Below are 20,159 nucleotides of genomic sequence, written 5' to 3'. Positions count from 1 at the left end.
AAAAGTAAACACAATAAGCCCTAATCACCCTAATGAAGCCCTCTAGAAGAAAATTCCTAGCACAACTTGGAGCTCTTGGAGCAAGTACTGGTTTGGCAGGAATTCCTCAAGCAAGCCAGGCCTTAGGAAAGCCTAAAACCAATCAAGATTCCTTCACTGTTTCCATTTTACAAACAACAGACGTACACTGTCAGATTCATGCCCATGACGAGTTATTTTGGGAAAATGGAAAATCGGTTTTTCGAAAAACCGGGGGCTACTCACACCTCAAAACTTTCCTCGACCAGGAAAGAGCTAAACTGGAAAACAGCTTTTTGATTGATACGGGAGACATGTTTCAAGGCTCTGAATTGTCTGTAAAGACAACCGGAGAGGCCATGGTACCCATCTTGAACGCTTTAGATTACGACCTTTATCTTCCAGGCAACTGGGAGGTGATTTACTATAAAAAATCCATGCAACACCTGATGGGTTCCTTGACTGCACCCAAGGTTTGCGCGAATATGTACCATGACTTGGGAGATGGAAAAAAAGGAGAATTGATTTTCCCTCCTTACCATATCTGGACAGTCAATGGAGTAAAATTTGGATTCCTGGGTTACACCGATCATTTGGTCCCTATCCGTCAATCCCCGAATTATAGTAAGGGAATTGTATACACTAAGCCTGAAGAAAATCTGGCACATTACATGGATGTCCTTCGAAATCAGGAAAAATGCGCTTTCGTAGCCATAGTGGCCCATTTGGGATTGTCCCAACAAATCCACTTAGCGAATATTCCAGCCTGCGAGGGTGTGGATTATATTTTGGGCGGGGATACTCACGAGCGGGTTAGAAAACCCATCAAGGCAAAATATGCCAAAGTGGTAGAACCCGGAGCTTTTGGGTCCTTTGTTGGAAAACTAGATCTCAAAATCAAAGATGGAAAAGTAGTGGAAGACCACTACGATTTGATGGAGGTAAATGCGGAAAAATATCCCGAGTCTCCTGCAATGAAAAAGATCATTGCCCAAAATGAAGGGCCTTATTTACAGGACATTCAAGAGGTTGCCGGATACTCAACCATACCCCTTTATCGTTATTTTGTTATAGAAAACACTATTGACACGATGATTTTGGATGCGATTTCCTGGCAAGTGCCTGATGTGGATATTGTGCTTTCCAATGGGTTTAGATTTTGTCCACCAAGATCTACTCCAGACCAAACCGGAAATATCCCCATCACGAATGGATATATCTTCGACATGCTTCCAGTGGACAGCACCATCAGAACAGGTAAAGTCAACGGTGAACAAATCAAAAACTGGTTGGAAAAAGAATTGAATAATGTATTCGCAGCGGATGCATCGAAGCGATTTGGAGGATGGGTCATCAAATTCCGTGGAATGGAAGTTAAGTTCAATGCTTTCGGAGAGGAAGGGAAAAGAGTGCAATCGGCCTTAGTCCATGGACAGCCTTTAGACCCAAATCGGGTTTACAAAATATGCGCTTGCGAAAGAGATGGTGACCCTGATGATATGCTTTGCCGATTCAGAGGAGTGATGGATACGGAAAACACAGAATACACCCTTCACCAGGCAGTAAAAAATTACTTGGCGGAAAACTCTCCCGTCACCCCAACACCACCCAATTCTGCCGTAGCGCTCGATGCTCCGGCCACCTTGCTGACTCAGGTGAGTGGAGTGGATTATGAGTTCAGATAATTCAATTGCTAGATTCTTAAAAAGGAGAAAAGTGGTTGATCACCCCCAGAAAGCCGGCGAAAGTCGGCTTTTGCTTTTTTAAAAAAGAGGAAATCGCCAAAACTTGGTTAATCCTTTAGCTCCTCTTATATTTTGAAATTATAGTCGCCTCCGATGAAAAAGTCTTTTCCTTTTGCCTTAATTATCCTGCTTTTCTTTTCGTGCCAAAGAGTATTGAAACCCTCAGGCTGGGACACCACACAAATCGAAATTGCAAGGGATGAATTTGGAGTGCCTCATATTTTTGGAAAAAGGGATGCCGATGTGGCCTATGGCTTGGCTTGGGCTCATGCGGAAGATGACTTTGAAACTATTCAAAAAACTGTCTTAGCTGGAAAAGCATTGGCAGGAAGGGTTTTTGGGGAGCAAGGCGCTGGTGTTGATTTTTTTGTCCACTTACTCGAAACCAAGGAAATCGCCAAGGAAAAATATGAAACCACCTTTTCTACGGAATTCAAAAAAGTCCTTGAAGGATACGCTGCTGGCTTAAACGATTACGCCTTGGCTCATCCTGAAGAAGTATTGTATGGCCCGGCTTTCCCCATCAATCCCAAAGAAATTCTTTCCGCTTATATCCTCTCCCTTGCCCAGATGTCCGGAGCTGATCGAGCTGTTCAGCAAATTGTAAACGGAAAGGTTGATTTAATTCCTATTGATTCCAATCCTAAAGGTTCAAATGCAATAGCAATTCATTCCTCAAGAACAGATTCTGGAGAAACTTTCCTCGCCATCAATTCCCATCAGCCCCTCGAGGGACCAGTGGCTTGGTATGAAGCGCATTTGCAATCTGAGGAGGGCTGGAATATTTTGGGAGGTCTGTTCCCGGGAGGTTCGATGATTTTCCATGGGGTAAATGAACATCTGGGCTGGGCGCATACGGTGAATTTTCCTGACTTTTTAGACCTATACCAACTTGAAATGAATCCGGAAGATGAGGACGAATATTTAGTCGATGGGGAGTGGCTGGAACTGGAATCTAAGTATGTCTGGCTGAAGGTGAGACTTTGGGATTGGATCACTTTACCAGTTCCCAAAAAAGTCTGGAAAAGCATTTATGGGCCAACGTTGGTCACGGAGCAGGGCGCTTTTTCTATCCGTTTTGGGGCTTTGCAACGAGTGGGTGCTCCAGAACAATGGTGGAGAATGAATAAGGCAAAGAATTTCGCCGAATGGGAGGCAGCAATGAACACCATGCAGCTCACCAATTTCAACACGGTCTATGCAGATCGGTACGATACGATTTTCTACGTGAGTAATGGACTTTTGCCAAAGCGAACGCCAGGTTTTGACTATTCGGAAACCGTTCCAGGAAATACGAAAAAGACGCTTTGGACGGAGTATCATACATTTTCAGAACTACCCCAGCAGGTGAATCCACCTTCAGGCTATCTATTCAACACCAACCATTCCCCTTTCAAGGCAAGCTCCTATGCCGACAATCTTCATCCAGAAGATTATCCCACAGAGATGGGGTATATCCTCCGGGACAATAACCGCTCCATGAGATTCCGGGAATTGATGCCGGACACTGGAAGGATAAGCTATGAAGAATTCAAGCGGATCAAATTTGACCAGACCTTACCTAAAAAACTTGCTTTCCGAACAGATATGGAGGTTTTGTTCCAATTGGACACTTTGAAATACCCAGAATTTTCTGAACAGATAAAAACTCTTGCTACTTGGGACAAATCAGCAGGAGTGGACAGTGAAGGAGCGGCTCTTTTTGCCTTTATCTATTACTATTGGTGGGATGAATTTGCCAAAACCGGCAGAAGCTTTGAAACCGTTTTGACCGAGGAAGAGGCTATTCAGGGAATTCAGGCTGCTAAAACTCATTTTGAAACACACTTTGAAAAGTCTTTGGTGCCACTTGGAGAATATCAAAAATTGGTACGAGGGGATAAAGCTTTACCATTATGGGGAATTGACGATGTAATCGCAGCAATGCGCTCTACTCCATGGGAAAACGGAATGCGAAAAGGCGCTCAGGGAGAATCCTATATCATGATGGTAAAGTTTGGAGATGGATTGCCGGAGATAGAAACCATAAATGTCTACGGTGCAAGCAATCGACCGGAAAGTCCTCACTATTCTGACCAAATGGAGTATTTTCTCAATCGGAAACTAAAGCCGATGAGCTTGGATAAGGAAACCGTCCTTAAATCTGCCAAGAGAATCTATAGGCCCGGGGATTAATTTTTGGCTTGATTTCTCTGATTCCCTCCCTTTTTCTGGCTAGTTTAGTGCAAAGAATCCGGACTTTCCTACCCCAGAACTATGAAGTGTCTATTTCCCAAAATCTTACTTGGAGTTTTTGCCCTAGCCATATTTTCCTGTAGTCCCAAAGCTACTTTCAGGATCATCGACAAACCAATAACCTGGAATGCAGAACGGGAGCAACTTTCCCTTCAATACCTCAAGGACCGGCATGGGCTAAGCAAGACAGCTGCTTCTATTGATCCACAGATGGTGGTGGTTCACTGGACTGCAATCAGCAACATTGAGGTCACATTTGATGTGTTCAATCCATCTACTTTAGGGGGAAGAGCGGATTTGACTGGAGCCAGTAATTTGAATGTGTCCAGCCAGTTTTTAATTGATCGGGACGGGACAATTTTTAGACTTTTGCCCGATACCACCTTCGCTCGGCATGTTATTGGCTTGAATTATTTAGCCATTGGGATTGAAAATATCGGCAGCGATGATATGCCTTTAACCAAAGCCCAACTCAAAGCGAACGAACAACTCATTCGTCATTTAAAAAGAAAATATCCCATCGACTACGTGATCGGACACCATGAATACCAAAACTTTCAGGGCACAGATCTGTGGAAAGAAACTGACCCGAATTACAGAACTGTCAAAACCGATCCGGGGGATGAATTCATGAACAAATTGAGAAAAAACCTTTCCGACCTCAACCTCAAACCTGTACCCAAGCTTTAAATTTCCATGCGTTTTAACTCCAGATGGGTTCTTTGGACCCTGTGTTGCTTACTTTTTTTAGCCAGTTGCAAGTCGCAAAAACCTTCCACTACTCCTACCTCCAAACCTAATGGTGCGGTAACAGGAGCCCCAAAAACAGGAGAAACTTTACCAACCAAAACTCTTCCTCAACCTCCAGTAGCTTTAAAGCCTTTGAGCTACAGATTGCCAGATATTCCCAGGGAATTCAGGGGAGTTTGGATCGCTACGGTAGCAAATATCGATTGGCCAATCTCCTCCACAGCTTCCTGGGAAACCCAAAAAAAGGAGTTTACGGACCTTTTGGATTATTACAAAAACCTGAATTTTAACGCAGTTATAGTTCAGGTTCGGACTTCAGGTGATGCTTTTTTTCCAAGCCGCTATGCCCCTTGGTCCAAATATCTCGCAGGGCAACAAGGAAAAGCGCCCTCCACTTCTGAAAATCCTTTGACTTGGATGATCAAGGAAGCCCATGACCGTGGACTTGAATTTCATGCCTGGCTGAATCCTTACCGGGCGACCATGGATTTGAAAACCGAAGAGCTGAGCAAAGAGCATGACTTTTATACCCATAGAAATTGGATGCTGAAGTATGGCACCAAGTGGTACTATGATCCGGGTTTGCCGGAGGTAAAAACTCATCTGCTCAATGTGATCGGTGAAATCGTAGACAATTACGATATCGATGCCATCCACTTCGACGATTATTTTTATCCCTATCGGGAACCTAAGTTGGAATTTCCCGACAAGGCCTCCTTCGACAAATACAAGAAGCCGGGACAAAGCCGGGACGATTGGAGAAGGCAAAATGTAAATGAGTTGATCTTTGCGCTCAATCAAACCATCAAAAGCAAAAAGCCTTGGGTTCAGTTTGGAATTTCTCCTTTCGGAGTCTGGAGAAATCAGGACAAGGATCCAAAAGGCTCTCCAACCCGTGCAGGACAAACCAATTACGATGACCTTTTTGCCGACGTCTTGCTTTGGATGAAAAATGGCTGGATAGACTATCTCATTCCCCAGCTCTATTGGAGCATGGAACATCCTTTGGCTTCCTATCGCAAATTAGCTGATTGGTGGTCCAATAACAGCTATGGAGTCAACGTCTACATCGGGAATGGCCCATACAAAATCCGGGAAGATTCGGATGCCGCCTGGAAAAATCCGGGAGAAATCAATACCCAAGTCAACTACACTCGAACCCTGCCTCAGATTCATGGAAACGCCTATTTTTCTGCCAAATCCATTTATCAGAAAAATAGGGACATCGCCGATTTGCTGAAAAAAGAGGTGTACAACGAACCCACTCTTCCTCCTTCTTTCCAACCCAAAAGTCCAGCAATCATAGAGATTCCTGTAGTTTTTGATGTGAAAACTGACACGCAGAAAACCCAAATCAGCTTGGAAAAACCACTTGACCCGGCGATTCGCTTTGCGATGGTTCAAGGAGGAAATGACCTGAATACCCTTCACGATGCCTCTATCCACACCGCTTGGGTAGGTGGATCAAGAGTGCGATATTTAGAAGTGCCAAGTTTAAACACAGAATTTCTAGCCATCCGATGGATTGACCATTATGGCAGGATTGTTCAGACTCAGGTATTTCAAACCCCAAAATCCACCCGCCCATGAAAGACATGCTCGTAAGACTGATGGAACTCCCAGAAATCTGGGCTTTGGAGGCCAAGCTTCTGGAAAAGGAAAACATCGTCATTCGTAAAGCTATTGCTCCAGAAAAGCACCTGCTTACCGAATGGGTCAACGAGCAATTCGGAGCCTATTGGAAATCTGAGGTGGAAGTGGCTTTCTCCCGGCAACCTGTTTCTTGCTGGATCGCTCAACGCGGAAATGGGATTCTGGGCTTTGCTTGCTATGAAAGCACCGCACGGAATTTCTTTGGCCCTACTGGCACCAAAGAATCTGAAAGGGGAAAAGGAATCGGGAAAATTCTCCTGATCAAAGCCTTGGAATCACTCAAAGAAATGGGCTATGCCTATGCCATCATCGGAGGAGTGGGGCCAATCGAATTTTATGAAAAAACCGTGGGAGCCAAGGTAATCGAAGGTTCCGAACGCAGCATTTACCAAAATCTACTTCGTAAACCATGACCCAAAATAAATCCAAATCCCCTTGGGTTTGGGTACCCTCGCTTTACCTCACGGAGTCCATGCCCTATGTGGTTATCATTACGGTCTCTGTAATCATGTACAAAAACTTGGGCATATCCAATGCCGACATCGGTTTGTACACCTCCTTTCTTTATTTGCCCTGGGTGATCAAACCCATCTGGAGTCCGATTTTGGAGCTTTTTGGCAATAAGAAAAAATGGTTTCTCAGCATGCAACTCATCCTTTCACTGGTCTTTTTGGGAGTTGGGTTAACGACTGGATTGGATCAGTTCTTTGTTGTGACTTTAGCTTTTTTCTGGATGGGAGCATTTGCTTCAGCCACCAATGATATTGCTTCGGATGGACTTTACCTCATTGCCTTAAATCCGGGGGAGCAAAGCTTTTTTGTGGGATTGAGAAGTACCTTTTACCGGGTTGGGATGATAACAGGCCAAGGCCTGATCGTAATTATGGCTGGTTTCTTGGAAAAAAAATTTGCTGATCCGAGTCAAGCTTGGTCCTGGACAATGATTGGAGTAAGTGGGCTGATGCTCCTATTGACAGGAATCAATTATCTGGCTACTCCAAAAGTGATCGAAGAGCGAATCGCTAAAGCTGACCAACCTAGTTTTGGGAAGGTATTTGCCACCTTTTTCACCAAGAAAAATATCGGGCTTTCCTTAGGTTTCGTCCTGCTTTATCGCCTGGGAGAATCCCAATTGGTGAAAATGGCTTCCCCCTTTTTCTTGGACGAAAGAGCAGCTGGAGGCTTGGGCTTAAGTACCACAGAGGTTGGTTTTATCTATGGAACGCTTGGGGTAATTGCCCTGCTTCTGGGAGGAATTCTGGGAGGAATTGTCATTTCTAGAGATGGCTTAGGCCGTTGGATGATGCCGATGGCCTTTGCGATCAACGCCCCAAACATTGGCTATATTCTCCTTTCTTGGCAACAGCCAGAGTCAATCACCTTTGCAGCTACTGTAGTGACGATAGAGCAGTTTGGCTACGGCTTTGGCTTTGCCGCGTATATGATCTTCCTGATTTTCTTGGCTGAAGGAGCATTTAAAACTGCCCATTATGCCCTAGCAACAGGCTTTATGGCTATGGGAATGATGCTCCCCGGCATGCTCAGTGGCTACATGCAGCAGTGGTTGGGCTATCCCGGGTTCTTCGTCTGGGTGGTGATCGCTACGATTCCTGGATTCGCGATGGCCTATATGGCTAAGTATCCGAGGGAATTTGGGAAAAAAGCTTCTTGATTTACGAGTTACGAATTACGATTTACGAGGTGGTGAAATGAGTTGACGTTACTTTACCACCTCCAACCTTACAACCATTGAATTTTCCAATGCAGAAATCCCAAAAAATAGCCCAATGCTTCTCTCCTGCGGCGTTTATTCACGATACCGAGGAAAACTACCAAGCCATCGAAACGCTAATTCGGGAGCAGGAAATCGGAGGACTAACCTTTTTCCATAGCCGTCATTCGGCCGCAGCCAACTTTGAAAAACGGGCTGAGGTGCTGGATGTCAGTGGGACTTTTGAAAAAATGATTGGGTTAATCAACCGATACCAAGCCATTTCCAAAATTCCCTTGCTGATCAGCATCGATGGAGAATATGGCTTAGCTATGCGGATTGAAAAAACGCCTCAATATCCTTTTGCGATTACCTTGGGAGCTTTGAAAAAAGATGCTGAAAAATGGGTGGAGGAAGTTGGATATAGAATGGGTTTGGATATGAAACAATCTGGAATTCACCTCAATCTTGCTCCTTGCGCCGATGTCAACACCAATCCAAACAACCCAGTCATCGGCTATCGTTCTTTCGGTGATAATGCTGAAAAAGTAGCCAAACTTTCCTTTGCAGCCTATTTAGGGATGAAAAAGGCAGGAATCGGAGCATGCTTGAAGCACTTTCCAGGCCATGGAGATACAGAAACTGATTCTCATTTGGGTCTACCCATTTTGCACAAGTCCAAAACCCAACTACAGGCAGAGGAACTTCTCCCTTTCCAATATGGAATCGATCGGGGTGTGGAAATGATCATGGTGGGACACTTAGCTGTTCCAGCCTTGACTGGGGGAAAGGAAATCCCTGCCAGCATCAGCCGCGAACTGATTACAGATTTGCTCAAGGGGGAAATGGGTTTTAATGGGCTCGTAATCTCCGATGCGCTGAATATGAAAGCCGTGGCCAAGCATTTTCCCGAACCGGGAATACTGGAATGGGAGGCGTTTCATGCCGGAAATGACATCCTTTGTTTTTCGGATCATGTGAAAGAGGGAATTGAGAAAATTTCCCAAAATGCATCAGAGGAGGAAGTGGATGCGGTTTTTGAAAAAATCATGGATTTGAAGAAGCGCTTGGGCGTGATGGACTTTAAGCCTATTCAAGTTCCTTCTTTCGATTGGGAAAGTCATTCCCAACTGCAAATTGAATTGGCAGAAAACTACGTTTCAGTGATTTCTGGAGAGATCAATCCATCAGAACTCAAGGCTTTAGCGAAAGTCGGAAAGCTGGGTTACAGGGAATATTTCACTTCCCAAAAAAGCCTTTTCGCAAGCCAGTTAGCAATTTCAGACTATAATTGGGGAAATTCTGAAAAGGGAATTATTGCGGTTTTTGTTCCGTCCCACAAGCCATTGAATCAATTCGGAATGGACCCCGAAACCTTAGCAGATATTAAAAAACTGGCAAAAAGCAAACCTTGTATCCTCGTTCATTTTGGAAATCCACTGGCGCTGAAGCACCTAGGAAAAATGGAGGATTTTGAAGCGGTGATTTGTGCGTTTCAGGGATTTGAGGAGGTGCAGAGGGTGGTGGAAAATAGACTACATTCAGAATAATTCGTAATTTGGATTATGGAAAAGAAGAAAGTATTGGAGGCTATTCAGGAGTTGCCTGAAAGCTTTGACTTGGAAGTTTTGATCGAACGATTGATTTTCATAGAAAAAGTCGAAAAAGGTCTTGACCAGGTAAAAGATGGAAAAGTAATTTCCCATGAGCAGCTAAAATTATTAGCTAAGCAATGGTAGAGATTTTTTGGTCTGATTTGGCAGTAAATGACCTCAAATCTATCCATTCCTTTATTCAAGTTGATTCTAAGTTTTATGCTGATCGGCAAATTCAAAAAATAATAAAGCGGGTCGATCAACTTGTAAATTTCCCTGATTCGGGCAGAATAGTCCCCGAATTTTCAATTTCTCAGATCCGAGAATTGATAGAAGGCAATTATCGAATAGTTTATTTTGTAGACCTAAATTCAGCTTATATCCTTCGAGTACATCATTCCGCGCTTCTCTTACGCTTCATTAAAGAATAAATTCAAAAGAGTCTTTGACATCCTCCTGAGGCTACAACGGGTAGAAGCAGGCAACTTAGGAGATGTCTCTGCCGTGGGCGAAGGAATTGAAGAATTTCGGATCCATTATGGTCCGGGTTACAGAATTTACTTTCGAAGGCAGGGAGAAAAAATCATACTCTTACTTGTGGGTGGGGATAAGAGTTCACAGGAATCCGACATCAAAAAAGCAAAAGCTCTCTGGAATCAATACAAAGAAAACTAAATGGATACCACAAAATTTGACATTGCCGAGTACCTCGATGATGAGGAGATGGTTCAGGAATACCTGAATACCGTACTCGAAGAAGGAAATGCCCAAGAAATCATCGTTGCGCTTGGCCATGTGGCAAAGGCCATAGGAATGTCCCGCATTGCTGAACAAACCGGACTCAGCCGTCCAAGCCTGTACAAAGCCCTCTCCCCAGACTCCAAACCTCAATTTGAAACCATTTTAAAAGTAATCCGGGCGATCGGGGAAAACTTCCAATTAAAGGCTAGCTTGTAATTTTTTCATACCTAATCAGGTTTTTTTGAATTGGTGACTAAAAATGACAAAACCTTCCAAGGAGGTTCATTATTAGGAAAACATTACCAATAAGGATCAATTAAACAAAGACTTTTTCACTGGGATATTTAACCTTATATTAAGGTCTTTTGCTCATTCTTCCCTCCTCCATCAAATGTCCAAAATCTATAAAACTCCAGATGTATATGTAGAGGAAATAAGCTCTTTCCCCCCTTCTATAGCCCAAGTTGAGACGGCTATTCCAGCCTTTGTCGGGTATACTGAAAAAGCAGAAAAAAATGGGAGATCCTTGCTCAACCAACCCACGAAGGTTCATTCCATCTTAGATTTCCGAGACAATTTCGGTGGGGATTATATTCCCAAATTTCTTCTGGTTCCCAAAACCCCTCAAGATCCCAGCCCTATCAGAATCGGAAATCAGGACTTTAGCCTCCAGCTTAATACTAACCAAAGAGCTTACCTTTTTCGGGCTGTTTCGGATTTCTTTTCTAATGGAGGAAAGGCCTGCTATGTGGTTTCTGTAGGAACTTATGGGGAAAAGGATCAAGTGCCAATTTCAAAAGAGGGACTATTGGGAATTACTTCTTCGAGGAATTCAAGCCCTAAAGGATTAAAAGCATTAATGGATCTTCGGAAACCCAGCATTTTGGTGATTCCGGATGCGGTGGCATTAGGCAGCCAAAGCACCGAGGTGTACCAGGAAATGCTCAAACATTGTCATGATCATGGAAATCGGTTCTCAATTTTTGATCTATACAATGGATTTGAAGATATAAACCAAAGTCAGGGTTGCATTAGCGAATTCCGAAATGGAATTGGAAATTCAAACCTTAGTCTTGGAGCTGCCTATTACCCTTGGTTGGATCGACCTGAAAACCAACTTTCCTTGAATTTTTCCAATCTTGACCCTAAGATCAAGCTTTCAGAAATTCTATTGGAAGAGAATGCACAGGAGGTTTTGAATTCCAATTTATCAAACGAAAAGGATCTGCATTTGGGCTTGTTGAATACCAGTCCTACCTATAAGCATATCCTTAAAGCGATGGGTAAAATCCTAAAGCCCTCTCCTATTTCAGGCGCAATAGCCGGAGTATATTCCAGAGTGGATTTAACTCGAGGAGTTTGGAAAGCTCCCGCAAACGTAGCTCTAAATGGATTTGAAAAGCCAAGTGTTTCTTTTTCAACTATTCAGCAGGAAGAACTAAATATTGATCCTTCTTCAGGGAAATCCATAAATTCTATCCGACATTTTCAGGGAAAAGGCATCCTAGTTTGGGGAGCTCGTACTTTAGCTGGAAATGACAATGAATGGAGGTATATCCCCGTCAAAAGAACCTATTTGATGGTAAGAGAATCCATACACTCAAGCCTAACCTCTTTCGTCTTCGAGCCTAATGATGCCAATACTTGGGCTAGAATACGGGCAATGGTAGAAAATTTTCTGACTAATCTTTGGAGGGATGGAGCTTTTCAGGGAATCAAACCCGATCAGGCATTTTTTGTCCGAATGGGATTAGGGCAAACCATGACTTCTCAGGATATTATAGAAGGGAAAGGAATTATAGAAATCGGAATGGCCCTAGTCAGGCCAGCAGAATTTATCTTGCTAAAATTGAATTTGGCTTTTCAAGAAGCTTGAATACAATCAGTCCAAGTTCACTTTAATTCAAATTCTTATTTTCTTTGGTATTTCTCTAGATTGAGAAAGATTAAGCCTTGATGAAACGAGAAGGATAGAAGGCATTTCTATTGAAGAGTAAGCTGATATGGATTTCAAAACAGAGAATGAAAGGTTAAAAATTGGAGAAGGAAAGATCAGCGGATATTTATCCATTTTTATTGGAGTTTGTTCCTTTTTGTTTACTGTCTGCCTGTATTTCCCCAATGTTTTAACGACTTCTGAATTTCGGCATTTGTACACTGAAGGATTTGTGGAAGCATTTATCCTTTCTCTTTTGGTATTGGGAATTGGTTTTGCCTTATCCAGTTTTATCCTTCGGAAAAAAGCGGATATCGCTGCGATAGGCCTAGGATTTCTATTGTCCACCATCCTTTTATTTTACCTATTCCCGGGACAAACTTCAGAGGTTTCGACGCTTTTCACCATCGGATTGGATTGGCTGGTATTGGATATTTTCTTTACCTCAGCCATTTTTATTCCCCTTGAATTATTTCTTCCGAAGCGTCTGGACCAGACCAAATTCCACTCGGAATGGAGAACTGATTTGGCTTATTTTATTTACAGTCACTTATTGGTTCAAATCCTTGGGATCATAATCCGAACACCTGCAGTAGTTTCTTTTTCGGGTTTGCCGATTGCAGAAATCCAAAGTAAAATCTCTGCTATTGCCTTTCCTCTTCAATTATTCTTGGCCCTTTTCATCACCGACCTTTTTCAATGGACCATTCATTTTCTTTTCCATAAAGTCCCTTTTCTTTGGAGGTTTCATGCCATCCATCACTCGATAAAGGAAATCGATTGGCTAGCTGGATCAAGAATTCACCTAATCGATTTGATTGTAGTTAGGTCTTTCACCTTTATCCCGATTTATGTATTGGGTTTTAGCAATGCTGTGTTTCTGACTTATCTGGTTTGGGTTTCCATTCAGGCAGTTTTGGCACATTCCAATACGCGAATAAATTTTGGTTTTTTGAAGTACATCTTCGTCACTCCACAATACCACCATTGGCATCATTCAGCGGAAGCGGAATACTACGATAGGAATTTTGCCATTCACTTTCCCTTCATTGACATGATCTTTGGGACCTATTTGGATAAAGGGGATGAATGGCCAAGTAAAACCGGATTGAATGATCCTGAAATGCCAAAGGGAATTCTGAAGCAAACTATTCATCCATTCAAAATGAATAAGTAGGCGGATTAGATATTATTTCTCCACCGAAAACTTATACTCAATCGTGTGCTCGTATTTCTCTCCGGGATTTAAGATTGGGCTTGGGAAGTTTTCATGATTGATTGCATCGGGCCAATTTTGGGACTCAAGGCAAAAACCCCAGTGCTTATCATAAGTCTTGCCATCTGCTCCTGCATAGTTGGCCAAGAAATTCGCTGTGTAAAACTGCACCCCTGCATTATTGGAATACATATCCATCACCCTTCCAGATTCCGGATGCTTAACCCGTACAAAGTGCTTCATTTCCGGTGTTCTTTCCATCTTCATGACCATGTTGTGGTCAAAGCCGCCGGCATTAGCTGCAATCTGATCACCTAGGATTTTTGGAGTTCTGAAGTCAAAGGGAGTTCCTGTCACATCTTTCACCTCCCCGGTTGGGATCAATTCCTCATCTACAGGAGTATAATAATCTGCCCAAAATTGGAACTCATGATCCAGAATATCCCGCTTGATTCCCCCTAGGTTAAAATAGGTATGGTTAGTCAAGTTGAGAATGGTCTTTTTGTCCGTGGTACTTTCAAAACGGATTCTCAAGGTATTGTCCGTGGTCAACTCCATCCAAAGTGTAGTTTGCAAATTACCGGGATAGCCTTCTTCTCCATCCACACTGAGATAGGTCATCTTGACGCCTAAAGTTGAGTCATTTGAATAGGTCTCGGCATCCCAAACTTTCTTATTAAATCCTTCCACTCCTCCGTGGAGATGGTTATCTCCATTGGTTTTAGCCAAGGTATATTTTGTGCCATCCAGAGTAAACTCAGCATTGGCAATCCGATTTGCAACCCTTCCGGCAGTAGCCCCAAAGAATGGGTTTGGCTTGGTCAGGTATTCTTCAACTGTATCCAAAGTAAGGGTGATATTCTCCATATTCCCGTTTTTATCGGGAGCTATAATTTTTGAAATCAACCCACCATAGTTGGACATTTCTACTTGCATGGTGCCATTGTCTAGGACATAATGATAAACTGGCTTTCCATTATGTTCAGCCACTTGTTCTGCTTTGATCATAAGGTTGATTTCTTCTTTAATAGGTTCTTGGGTTTGTTTTTGTGCACAGGCAAAAGCTAGTGAAAGGATAGCAGCCGTGCCTAGGATTGAGGCGTATTTCATGGGGTGTTTATTGCAAAATTGGATTGTGAGAAGCTTTATTGATGAAGCTAGATTCGATATTCATAATTCGACATTCAACATTCTTTATTTCCTAATATCGAATAATGAACACTGAATATCGAACATTGAAGACTTGATTACGATTAGCTAGAACTATTGCCTAAGGTACTTCTGTCGGATCAGATTCAATTGCAACTGCAATTCATCTCTTTGGATGAATTTTCCCTGAATCATGATCGCCTGAGGCTTTTGCATCGTTGTCAAGTCTTCCAAAGGATTCTTTTGTACCATCACAAATTCAGCAGCAGCACCTGGCTTCAGAACTCCCCATTCTCCACTTTCCTCAAAATAATCTGCACAGTTCACCGAACCCGTTTTCAAAATCTCATAATTCGACATTCCAGCCTTTGACATCGACTCGATTTCCCGATGAATAGAAAATCCCGGTACATTGAAGACTTGTGGAGAATCCGAACTCATGATCATCGGAACACCAGCTTTGTGAAGGTCAAGGAAAAGTTTTTGTCTGAATTCCAGATAAGGCTTAACCTTGGCCTCCGCCAAAACACCATCCGCTTCCAACTTGGATTTGGTATTGTACCATTGGGTGGTCAACTGCCCTGGGAGGTAAAACATTTCCGGCTGCTGACGCAATTCATAGGCAGGTTGGTAGCCAAAGTAGCGTTCAAACAAGGTTAAAGTTGGAGCAATCCAGGTTTTATTTTCTAAACAAAGCTGAATCAATGCATCAAGTTTGGCTTGATCTACCTGACCCACCAAATTCATATTGAATGGGCCTGAAACTGTAGGGTCAATGGTTGTTCCATCCGGAAGCATTGCCTCCAAGAACCCATCGATGTGCTCGACAGAACGGTAGCCATTTTTCACCGAAGTCACCAAGCCCACATCCAGAGAAACATGTCCTCCATAATAGATTCCGGCTTTTTTTGCTTCATCAGCTATCGCCAGAAACTTAGGATCATCCAGACCGGGATGAAGTTTCAGATGATCATATCCAGCAGCTTTTTGATCCCTTACCATTTTTCTACCTGAATCTGGATCAGCTACAGAAGTTCCATTTAGCGATGGCCCTGAAATAAACATTCGAGGACCTGTTAATTCTCCTGCCTCAACTCGCTTCTTTAATTCCAAATGGGATTCATGACCAAGCATACTTCGGATTCTCAGTACTCCGTTAGCCAGATACATCCACAAAACCTCCTCTTGAAAAACGGGGCCGAATTGCTCTGGATTGGGAAGATGCGCATGAAATTCTGCCAATCCCGGGAAAATATACATCCCTCTTCCATCCAATGAGCGAATACCCGCAACGGTAATTTCATCCTCAGGTGCAATTTCCATAATCACTCCATCTTTGACGTAAATCGAATGATCCTCAAGGACCTGATCATCCTGCATGGTGATGATATTCACGTGATTGATGACCAATTCCTGTGCTTCTGAAGGAACCAAAAAAGTACAGGTCAAAAGGAGGAGGAGAAGGATTTTAAAAGGTTTCATAAGCGTTGGAGGTTAATGCAAAACTTAATTTCGCCCTTTCCCAACTGTAAACCAATCCGATGGTGGATTTTTTGTTTTGCGGCAAAGTCAAAAAGGCTCACAGATAACACAGATTTACACAGAGAATGAGACTGTAGAAATCTTTGCCATCTGTCAGAAACAAAAAAGGACCGGAAAATTCCAGCCCTTCTGATTTATGAATTCCACTGCGTGTGGTAAAACTTCCCGCTTGGATCGTCTTTTCGCTGGTAGGTATGTGCTCCAAAATAATCCCGCTGTGCCTGAATTACCGATGCAGAAGACTCTGCGGTGATTCTTCCTAGAAGGTAATTGATTCCAGCGCTCATTACAGGTAAGGCAAAGCCATGAGTCAAGCCCAAACCAACCAATTCCGCCAAGGCCTTTCTCCCTGAAATTACCTGCTCTTTAACGCCTTTCATTTCAAAGAAAGAATGGGTATCAGAATAATTGGAAGAAATATTTTCCATCAAGCCTGATCGGATAATACATCCATTGGTCCAGATTCTGGAGATTTCATTGAAGTTCAACTTCCAATCTTTGGTATCCGAAACTGTCTTCATAAGTCTAAAACCAACTTCGTGATTGATGATTCTGGCCAAAGAATAAGCCGCTTTGATTTTTGGAAGCCAGGAATCTAAGGAACCTTCTACTTTTTGGAATTCATGATGGAAAGTCTTGGAAAATGCCACTCGCATGGCTTTCTCTCCCGAAACTCCGCGGGCATTCACCGCTTCAGCCAATGGGCTGTAAGGAATTCCGTATTCCAAAGCGGTGGTCAAAGACCAAGCGCCAGTTCCCTTTTGTCCGGCTTGATCCAGAATTTTATCCAATAGCAATTCTCCGTTTTCTTTGAAAAGGAGCAAATCTGCAGTGATCTCGAGCAGGAAGGATTTCAATTCTCCCTTTCCCCAATCAGAAAAAATTTCAGAAACCTGTTCTGCACTCAGGCCAAATCCAAATCGCAACAAATGCGTCAATTCAGCCAAAACCTGCATCTCCCCATACTCAATGGAATTATGGACCATCTTGATAAAATGCCCTGAGCCTCCCGGGCCAATATAGGTGACGCAAGGCTTTCCGTCTTTATCTTTGGCAGAGATTCTTCCCAAGAAATCCTCCACCATGGCATAGCCTTCGGCATTTCCACCCGGCATGATGGACGGACCTTTTCTCGCTCCTTCCTCTCCTCCGGAAACTCCCATAGGCAAAAAGTGCATGCCGACTTCCTTCATTCGATCCACTCGTCTTTCAGAATCTTTGTAGAAGGAATTACCCCCATCGATGACCAGATCGTCATTATCCAAAATCGGAATCAACGTATCCAACTGTGCATCAATAGCGGCGCCAGCAGGAATCATCATTAAAATACGACGGGGTTTTTCTAAAGAATCCACGAACTTTTGCAAGTCCTCGAAGGCGAGCATATTAGAAAACTCCGGGTTTTCATCTACGACTTTCTGAGCAATTCCTTCTTCTTTTCCTGCTACAAATCGGTTGTAAAGTGACACAGAAACACCCTTTTCGGCCAAATTGAGCGCAAGGCTTTTACCCATCACACCCATTCCGATCACTCCCATTTTCATTTTCATAGGTTGAGATTTTAAGTAGTTAAGGGAATTCTCCAGCATCTCTTCCGGAGCCCCTGAAATATCCAATAAATAACCCTCCAAAGGCTTTTCCCAAACGGCAATCTGGGAATCCAACATGCCGGCTTTCATGTAATGGTTTTTACGTGCCAACATTCGCTCCCAGATCAAATCCCTTTCTCCGGTCAAGTGAATCCAGCGTAGATTCTCTGATACCGAAAGCTTTTCTCTGTAGGTATTTTTCAAAGCGGAGCAAGCCAAAACTGCCCCTCCCTTAGTTTCCGAATTTAACAATTGATCTGCCAAAGCCTGAAGCCAAGGCTGCCTGTCCTCATCGTTAAGGGGATGACCAGCACTCATTTTGGCGATGTTTTCAGCAGGGTGAAAATGATCGGCATCAAAAAAGGGAAGTCTAAGCCTTTCGGCCAATAAAGTCCCCAGCGTGGTTTTTCCTGTACCGGAGACCCCGGTGACGATTACAAGCATGGGGCGAAGGTAACTTTTTTGCGGTCAACAGACAACGGCCGACAGTCCACCGAATTAAGAATAAGCATCCCTCGGTGGACTGTCGACTCCGGTCCATGGACTAATTTTCCAATCTTCCAATTTTTCAATCCTCAAATCCCTACCTTTGCGCCTTCAATTCCAAGATTCATGATTTCAGTAGATAACGTGTCCGTCATGCATGGCGGTTCTCCGCTTTTCAGCAACATTACTTTCAACATCAACGAAAGCGATAAGATCGCTTTGATGGGAAAAAATGGAGCTGGGAAATCCACTTTGCTCAAAATTATTGCTGGTCAAACCAAACCTACTTCTGGTGCAGTAGCCGCACCCAAAGGCTATGTTGTCGCATACCTTCCACAGCATCTCTTGACTGCGGATGATTGCAGTGTCATGGAAGAGACGTCCAAGGCTTTTGCAAGCTATTTGGGAATGAAGGCTGAAATTGACCGAATCAATGAAGAATTGACAGTACGTACGGATTACGAATCCGAAGAGTATTACAAGTTGATCGAACAAGTCTCCGAATTGAGTGAGAAATTTTATGCCATCGAAGAGGTCAACTATGAAGCTGAGGTAGAAAAAGTACTGCTGGGTCTGGGTTTTGTTCGTGAGGATTTTCAGCGGGCTACTTCAGAGTTTTCCGGAGGCTGGAGGATGCGTATCGAGCTCGCCAAAATCTTGCTCCAAAAGCCCGACCTAATTCTACTGGATGAGCCTACCAATCACCTGGATATCGAATCCATCCAATGGCTGGAGGACTTTTTGATGAATAAAGCCAAAGCAGTAGTGGTTATCTCCCACGACCGGGCCTTTGTGGACAACATTACCACTCGAACGATCGAGGTGACCATGGGTCGAATCTATGACTACAAAGCGAAGTATAGCCATTATCTTGAGCTAAGAAAAGAAAGACGAGAACAGCAACAAAAACACTACGAGGAGCAGCAGCGCCAAATCGCAGATATTCAAGAATTCATTGATCGTTTCAAAGGAACTTACTCGAAGACCCTTCAGGTCCAGTCTCGAGTGAAAATGCTCGAAAAAATGGAAATCATCGAAGTGGATGAGGTGGATACTTCCGCTTTGAAACTTCGCTTTCCACCCTCGCCACGATCTGGAAAATATCCGGTCATCGTCGATGAAATGAGTAAAAGCTATGGGTCTCATGTGGTTTTCAAAGACGCCTCCATGACCATCGAGCAGGGGCAAAAAGTAGCCTTTGTAGGGAAAAACGGAGAAGGAAAATCCACCATGATCAAAGCCATCATGGGAGAGATTGACTTTCAGGGAAAATGTGAGCTGGGTCACAATGCCATGATTGGCTATTTCGCCCAAAATCAGGCTTCCCTTTTGGATGAGAGCCTGACCATTTTCGAAACCATAGACTATATCGCGGTGGGTGAAATCCGAACCAAAATCAAGGATATTTTGGGTGCCTTCATGTTTAAAGGAGATGACATCAACAAAAAGGTCAAAGTGCTTTCCGGTGGTGAAAAGACCCGATTGGCGATGATCAAACTTTTGCTTGAGCCAGTCAATCTTTTGATTCTCGATGAACCGACCAATCATTTGGACATGAAGACCAAAGACATCATCAAGGATGCGCTGAAGGCCTTTGATGGAACCTTGGTAGTCGTGTCTCACGACCGGGACTTCTTGGATGGCTTAGTGACCAAGGTGTTTGAGTTTGGAAACAAGCGAGTAAAAGAGCATTTCGAGGATATCAATGGATTCCTGAGAAATAAGAAGCTGGAGAATTTGAGGGAAGTGGAGAGAAAGTAGGCAGTTAGCAGTTTGCAGTGAAAGTAGAAAGG

17 protein-coding genes are annotated in these 20,159 nt (G+C 43.4%); 14 read left to right on the top strand and 3 right to left on the bottom strand.

The genetic code is table 11. From position 1 onward, the window contains the following. The first annotated feature begins 32 nt into the window (after window positions 1-32). The 13 genes from DFQ04_RS12125 (at window position 33) to DFQ04_RS12070 (ending at window position 13,561) form a co-directional block, all read left to right on the top strand. The gene (locus tag DFQ04_RS12125) at window positions 33-1,703 is read left to right on the top strand and encodes a bifunctional metallophosphatase/5'-nucleotidase (RefSeq protein ID WP_133556205.1); all 1,671 of its coding nucleotides are present in this window, start codon (window positions 33-35) and stop codon (window positions 1,701-1,703) included. Window positions 1,704-1,856: 153 nt separating this feature from the next. Further along, a complete protein-coding gene (locus DFQ04_RS12120) occupies window positions 1,857-3,938 on the top strand; it encodes an acylase (protein WP_133556203.1) in 2,082 nt (693 codons plus the stop codon). An 81-nt stretch (window positions 3,939-4,019) separates the two neighbouring features. After that, complete coding sequence (locus tag DFQ04_RS12115) at window positions 4,020-4,688, top strand: N-acetylmuramoyl-L-alanine amidase (protein ID WP_133556201.1); 669 nt, start codon at window positions 4,020-4,022, stop codon at window positions 4,686-4,688. 6 nt (window positions 4,689-4,694) lie between these two features. Next, complete coding sequence (locus DFQ04_RS12110; RefSeq protein WP_133556199.1) at window positions 4,695-6,338, top strand: glycoside hydrolase family 10 protein; 1,644 nt, start codon at window positions 4,695-4,697, stop codon at window positions 6,336-6,338. After that, window positions 6,335-6,814: a GNAT family N-acetyltransferase gene (locus DFQ04_RS12105; RefSeq protein ID WP_133556197.1), complete on the top strand. Its 480-nt coding sequence runs from the start codon at window positions 6,335-6,337 to the stop codon at window positions 6,812-6,814. Before DFQ04_RS12110 ends, DFQ04_RS12105 begins: the two co-directional genes overlap by 4 nt. Then, window positions 6,811-8,073 carry an MFS transporter gene (locus tag DFQ04_RS12100; protein ID WP_133556195.1) on the top strand — a complete coding sequence of 421 codons (1,263 nt, stop codon included), beginning with the start codon at window positions 6,811-6,813 and terminating at the stop codon, window positions 8,071-8,073. Before DFQ04_RS12105 ends, DFQ04_RS12100 begins: the two co-directional genes overlap by 4 nt. 89 nt (window positions 8,074-8,162) lie before the next feature. Then, the gene (locus tag DFQ04_RS12095) at window positions 8,163-9,662 is read left to right on the top strand and encodes a glycoside hydrolase family 3 protein (protein WP_133556193.1); all 1,500 of its coding nucleotides are present in this window, start codon (window positions 8,163-8,165) and stop codon (window positions 9,660-9,662) included. 15 nt (window positions 9,663-9,677) lie between these two features. Next, window positions 9,678-9,851, top strand: coding sequence for a hypothetical protein (locus tag DFQ04_RS18355; protein WP_166637307.1), 174 nt, complete (start codon window positions 9,678-9,680; stop codon window positions 9,849-9,851). Next, entirely contained in the window at window positions 9,845-10,138 is a 294-nt protein-coding gene (locus DFQ04_RS12090) for a type II toxin-antitoxin system RelE/ParE family toxin (RefSeq protein WP_133556191.1), read from the top strand. Before DFQ04_RS18355 ends, DFQ04_RS12090 begins: the two co-directional genes overlap by 7 nt. Next, on the top strand, window positions 10,077-10,382 hold the full coding sequence (locus DFQ04_RS18495; protein ID WP_208110539.1) for a type II toxin-antitoxin system RelE/ParE family toxin: 306 nt from the start codon (window positions 10,077-10,079) through the stop codon (window positions 10,380-10,382). The genes DFQ04_RS12090 and DFQ04_RS18495 overlap by 62 nt, the downstream gene beginning before the upstream one ends. Beyond that, the gene (locus DFQ04_RS12080; protein ID WP_133556189.1) at window positions 10,383-10,664 is read left to right on the top strand and encodes an addiction module antidote protein; all 282 of its coding nucleotides are present in this window, start codon (window positions 10,383-10,385) and stop codon (window positions 10,662-10,664) included. A 175-nt stretch (window positions 10,665-10,839) separates the two neighbouring features. Beyond that, on the top strand, window positions 10,840-12,324 hold the full coding sequence (locus DFQ04_RS12075; RefSeq protein ID WP_133556186.1) for a phage tail sheath family protein: 1,485 nt from the start codon (window positions 10,840-10,842) through the stop codon (window positions 12,322-12,324). 127 nt (window positions 12,325-12,451) lie between these two features. Then, a complete protein-coding gene (locus DFQ04_RS12070) occupies window positions 12,452-13,561 on the top strand; it encodes a sterol desaturase family protein (protein ID WP_133556184.1) in 1,110 nt (369 codons plus the stop codon). A 12-nt stretch (window positions 13,562-13,573) separates the two neighbouring features. Here the strand turns inward: DFQ04_RS12070 and DFQ04_RS12065 are convergent, their stop codons facing one another. The 3 genes from DFQ04_RS12065 to gndA form a co-directional block, all read right to left on the bottom strand. Further along, on the bottom strand, window positions 13,574-14,710 hold the full coding sequence (locus DFQ04_RS12065; RefSeq protein ID WP_133556182.1) for an aldose epimerase family protein: 1,137 nt from the start codon (window positions 14,708-14,710) through the stop codon (window positions 13,574-13,576). Between the two features lie 153 nt (window positions 14,711-14,863). Further along, window positions 14,864-16,231: an amidohydrolase family protein gene (locus DFQ04_RS12060; RefSeq protein WP_133556180.1), complete on the bottom strand. Its 1,368-nt coding sequence runs from the start codon at window positions 16,229-16,231 to the stop codon at window positions 14,864-14,866. Between the two features lie 194 nt (window positions 16,232-16,425). Further along, the gene (gene gndA / locus DFQ04_RS12055; RefSeq protein ID WP_133556178.1) at window positions 16,426-18,324 is read right to left on the bottom strand and encodes an NADP-dependent phosphogluconate dehydrogenase; all 1,899 of its coding nucleotides are present in this window, start codon (window positions 18,322-18,324) and stop codon (window positions 16,426-16,428) included. A 168-nt stretch (window positions 18,325-18,492) separates the two neighbouring features. Here gndA and DFQ04_RS12050 point away from each other — a divergent pair, with 168 nt between their 5' ends. After that, window positions 18,493-20,127 carry an ABC-F family ATP-binding cassette domain-containing protein gene (locus DFQ04_RS12050; protein ID WP_133556176.1) on the top strand — a complete coding sequence of 545 codons (1,635 nt, stop codon included), beginning with the start codon at window positions 18,493-18,495 and terminating at the stop codon, window positions 20,125-20,127. Window positions 20,128-20,159 lie beyond the last annotated feature (32 nt).

It is taken from the genome of Algoriphagus boseongensis (assembly GCF_004362805.1).
Lineage (GTDB): Bacteria > Bacteroidota > Bacteroidia > Cytophagales > Cyclobacteriaceae > Algoriphagus > Algoriphagus boseongensis.
This window is presented reverse-complemented; position numbering and strand designations above follow the sequence as displayed.

Coding starts and splice junctions, on each gene's coding strand:
- DFQ04_RS12125 (WP_133556205.1), top strand. CDS start 33: ATGAAGCCCTCTAGAAGAAAATTCCTAGCACAACTTGGAGCTCTTGGA.
- DFQ04_RS12120 (WP_133556203.1), top strand. CDS start 1,857: ATGAAAAAGTCTTTTCCTTTTGCCTTAATTATCCTGCTTTTCTTTTCG.
- DFQ04_RS12115 (WP_133556201.1), top strand. CDS start 4,020: ATGAAGTGTCTATTTCCCAAAATCTTACTTGGAGTTTTTGCCCTAGCC.
- DFQ04_RS12110 (WP_133556199.1), top strand. CDS start 4,695: ATGCGTTTTAACTCCAGATGGGTTCTTTGGACCCTGTGTTGCTTACTT.
- DFQ04_RS12105 (WP_133556197.1), top strand. CDS start 6,335: ATGAAAGACATGCTCGTAAGACTGATGGAACTCCCAGAAATCTGGGCT.
- DFQ04_RS12100 (WP_133556195.1), top strand. CDS start 6,811: ATGACCCAAAATAAATCCAAATCCCCTTGGGTTTGGGTACCCTCGCTT.
- DFQ04_RS12095 (WP_133556193.1), top strand. CDS start 8,163: ATGCAGAAATCCCAAAAAATAGCCCAATGCTTCTCTCCTGCGGCGTTT.
- DFQ04_RS18355 (WP_166637307.1), top strand. CDS start 9,678: ATGGAAAAGAAGAAAGTATTGGAGGCTATTCAGGAGTTGCCTGAAAGC.
- DFQ04_RS12090 (WP_133556191.1), top strand. CDS start 9,845: ATGGTAGAGATTTTTTGGTCTGATTTGGCAGTAAATGACCTCAAATCT.
- DFQ04_RS12080 (WP_133556189.1), top strand. CDS start 10,383: ATGGATACCACAAAATTTGACATTGCCGAGTACCTCGATGATGAGGAG.
- DFQ04_RS12075 (WP_133556186.1), top strand. CDS start 10,840: ATGTCCAAAATCTATAAAACTCCAGATGTATATGTAGAGGAAATAAGC.
- DFQ04_RS12070 (WP_133556184.1), top strand. CDS start 12,452: ATGGATTTCAAAACAGAGAATGAAAGGTTAAAAATTGGAGAAGGAAAG.
- DFQ04_RS12065 (WP_133556182.1), bottom strand. CDS start 14,710: ATGAAATACGCCTCAATCCTAGGCACGGCTGCTATCCTTTCACTAGCT.
- DFQ04_RS12060 (WP_133556180.1), bottom strand. CDS start 16,231: ATGAAACCTTTTAAAATCCTTCTCCTCCTCCTTTTGACCTGTACTTTT.
- gndA (WP_133556178.1), bottom strand. CDS start 18,324: ATGCTTGTAATCGTCACCGGGGTCTCCGGTACAGGAAAAACCACGCTG.
- DFQ04_RS12050 (WP_133556176.1), top strand. CDS start 18,493: ATGATTTCAGTAGATAACGTGTCCGTCATGCATGGCGGTTCTCCGCTT.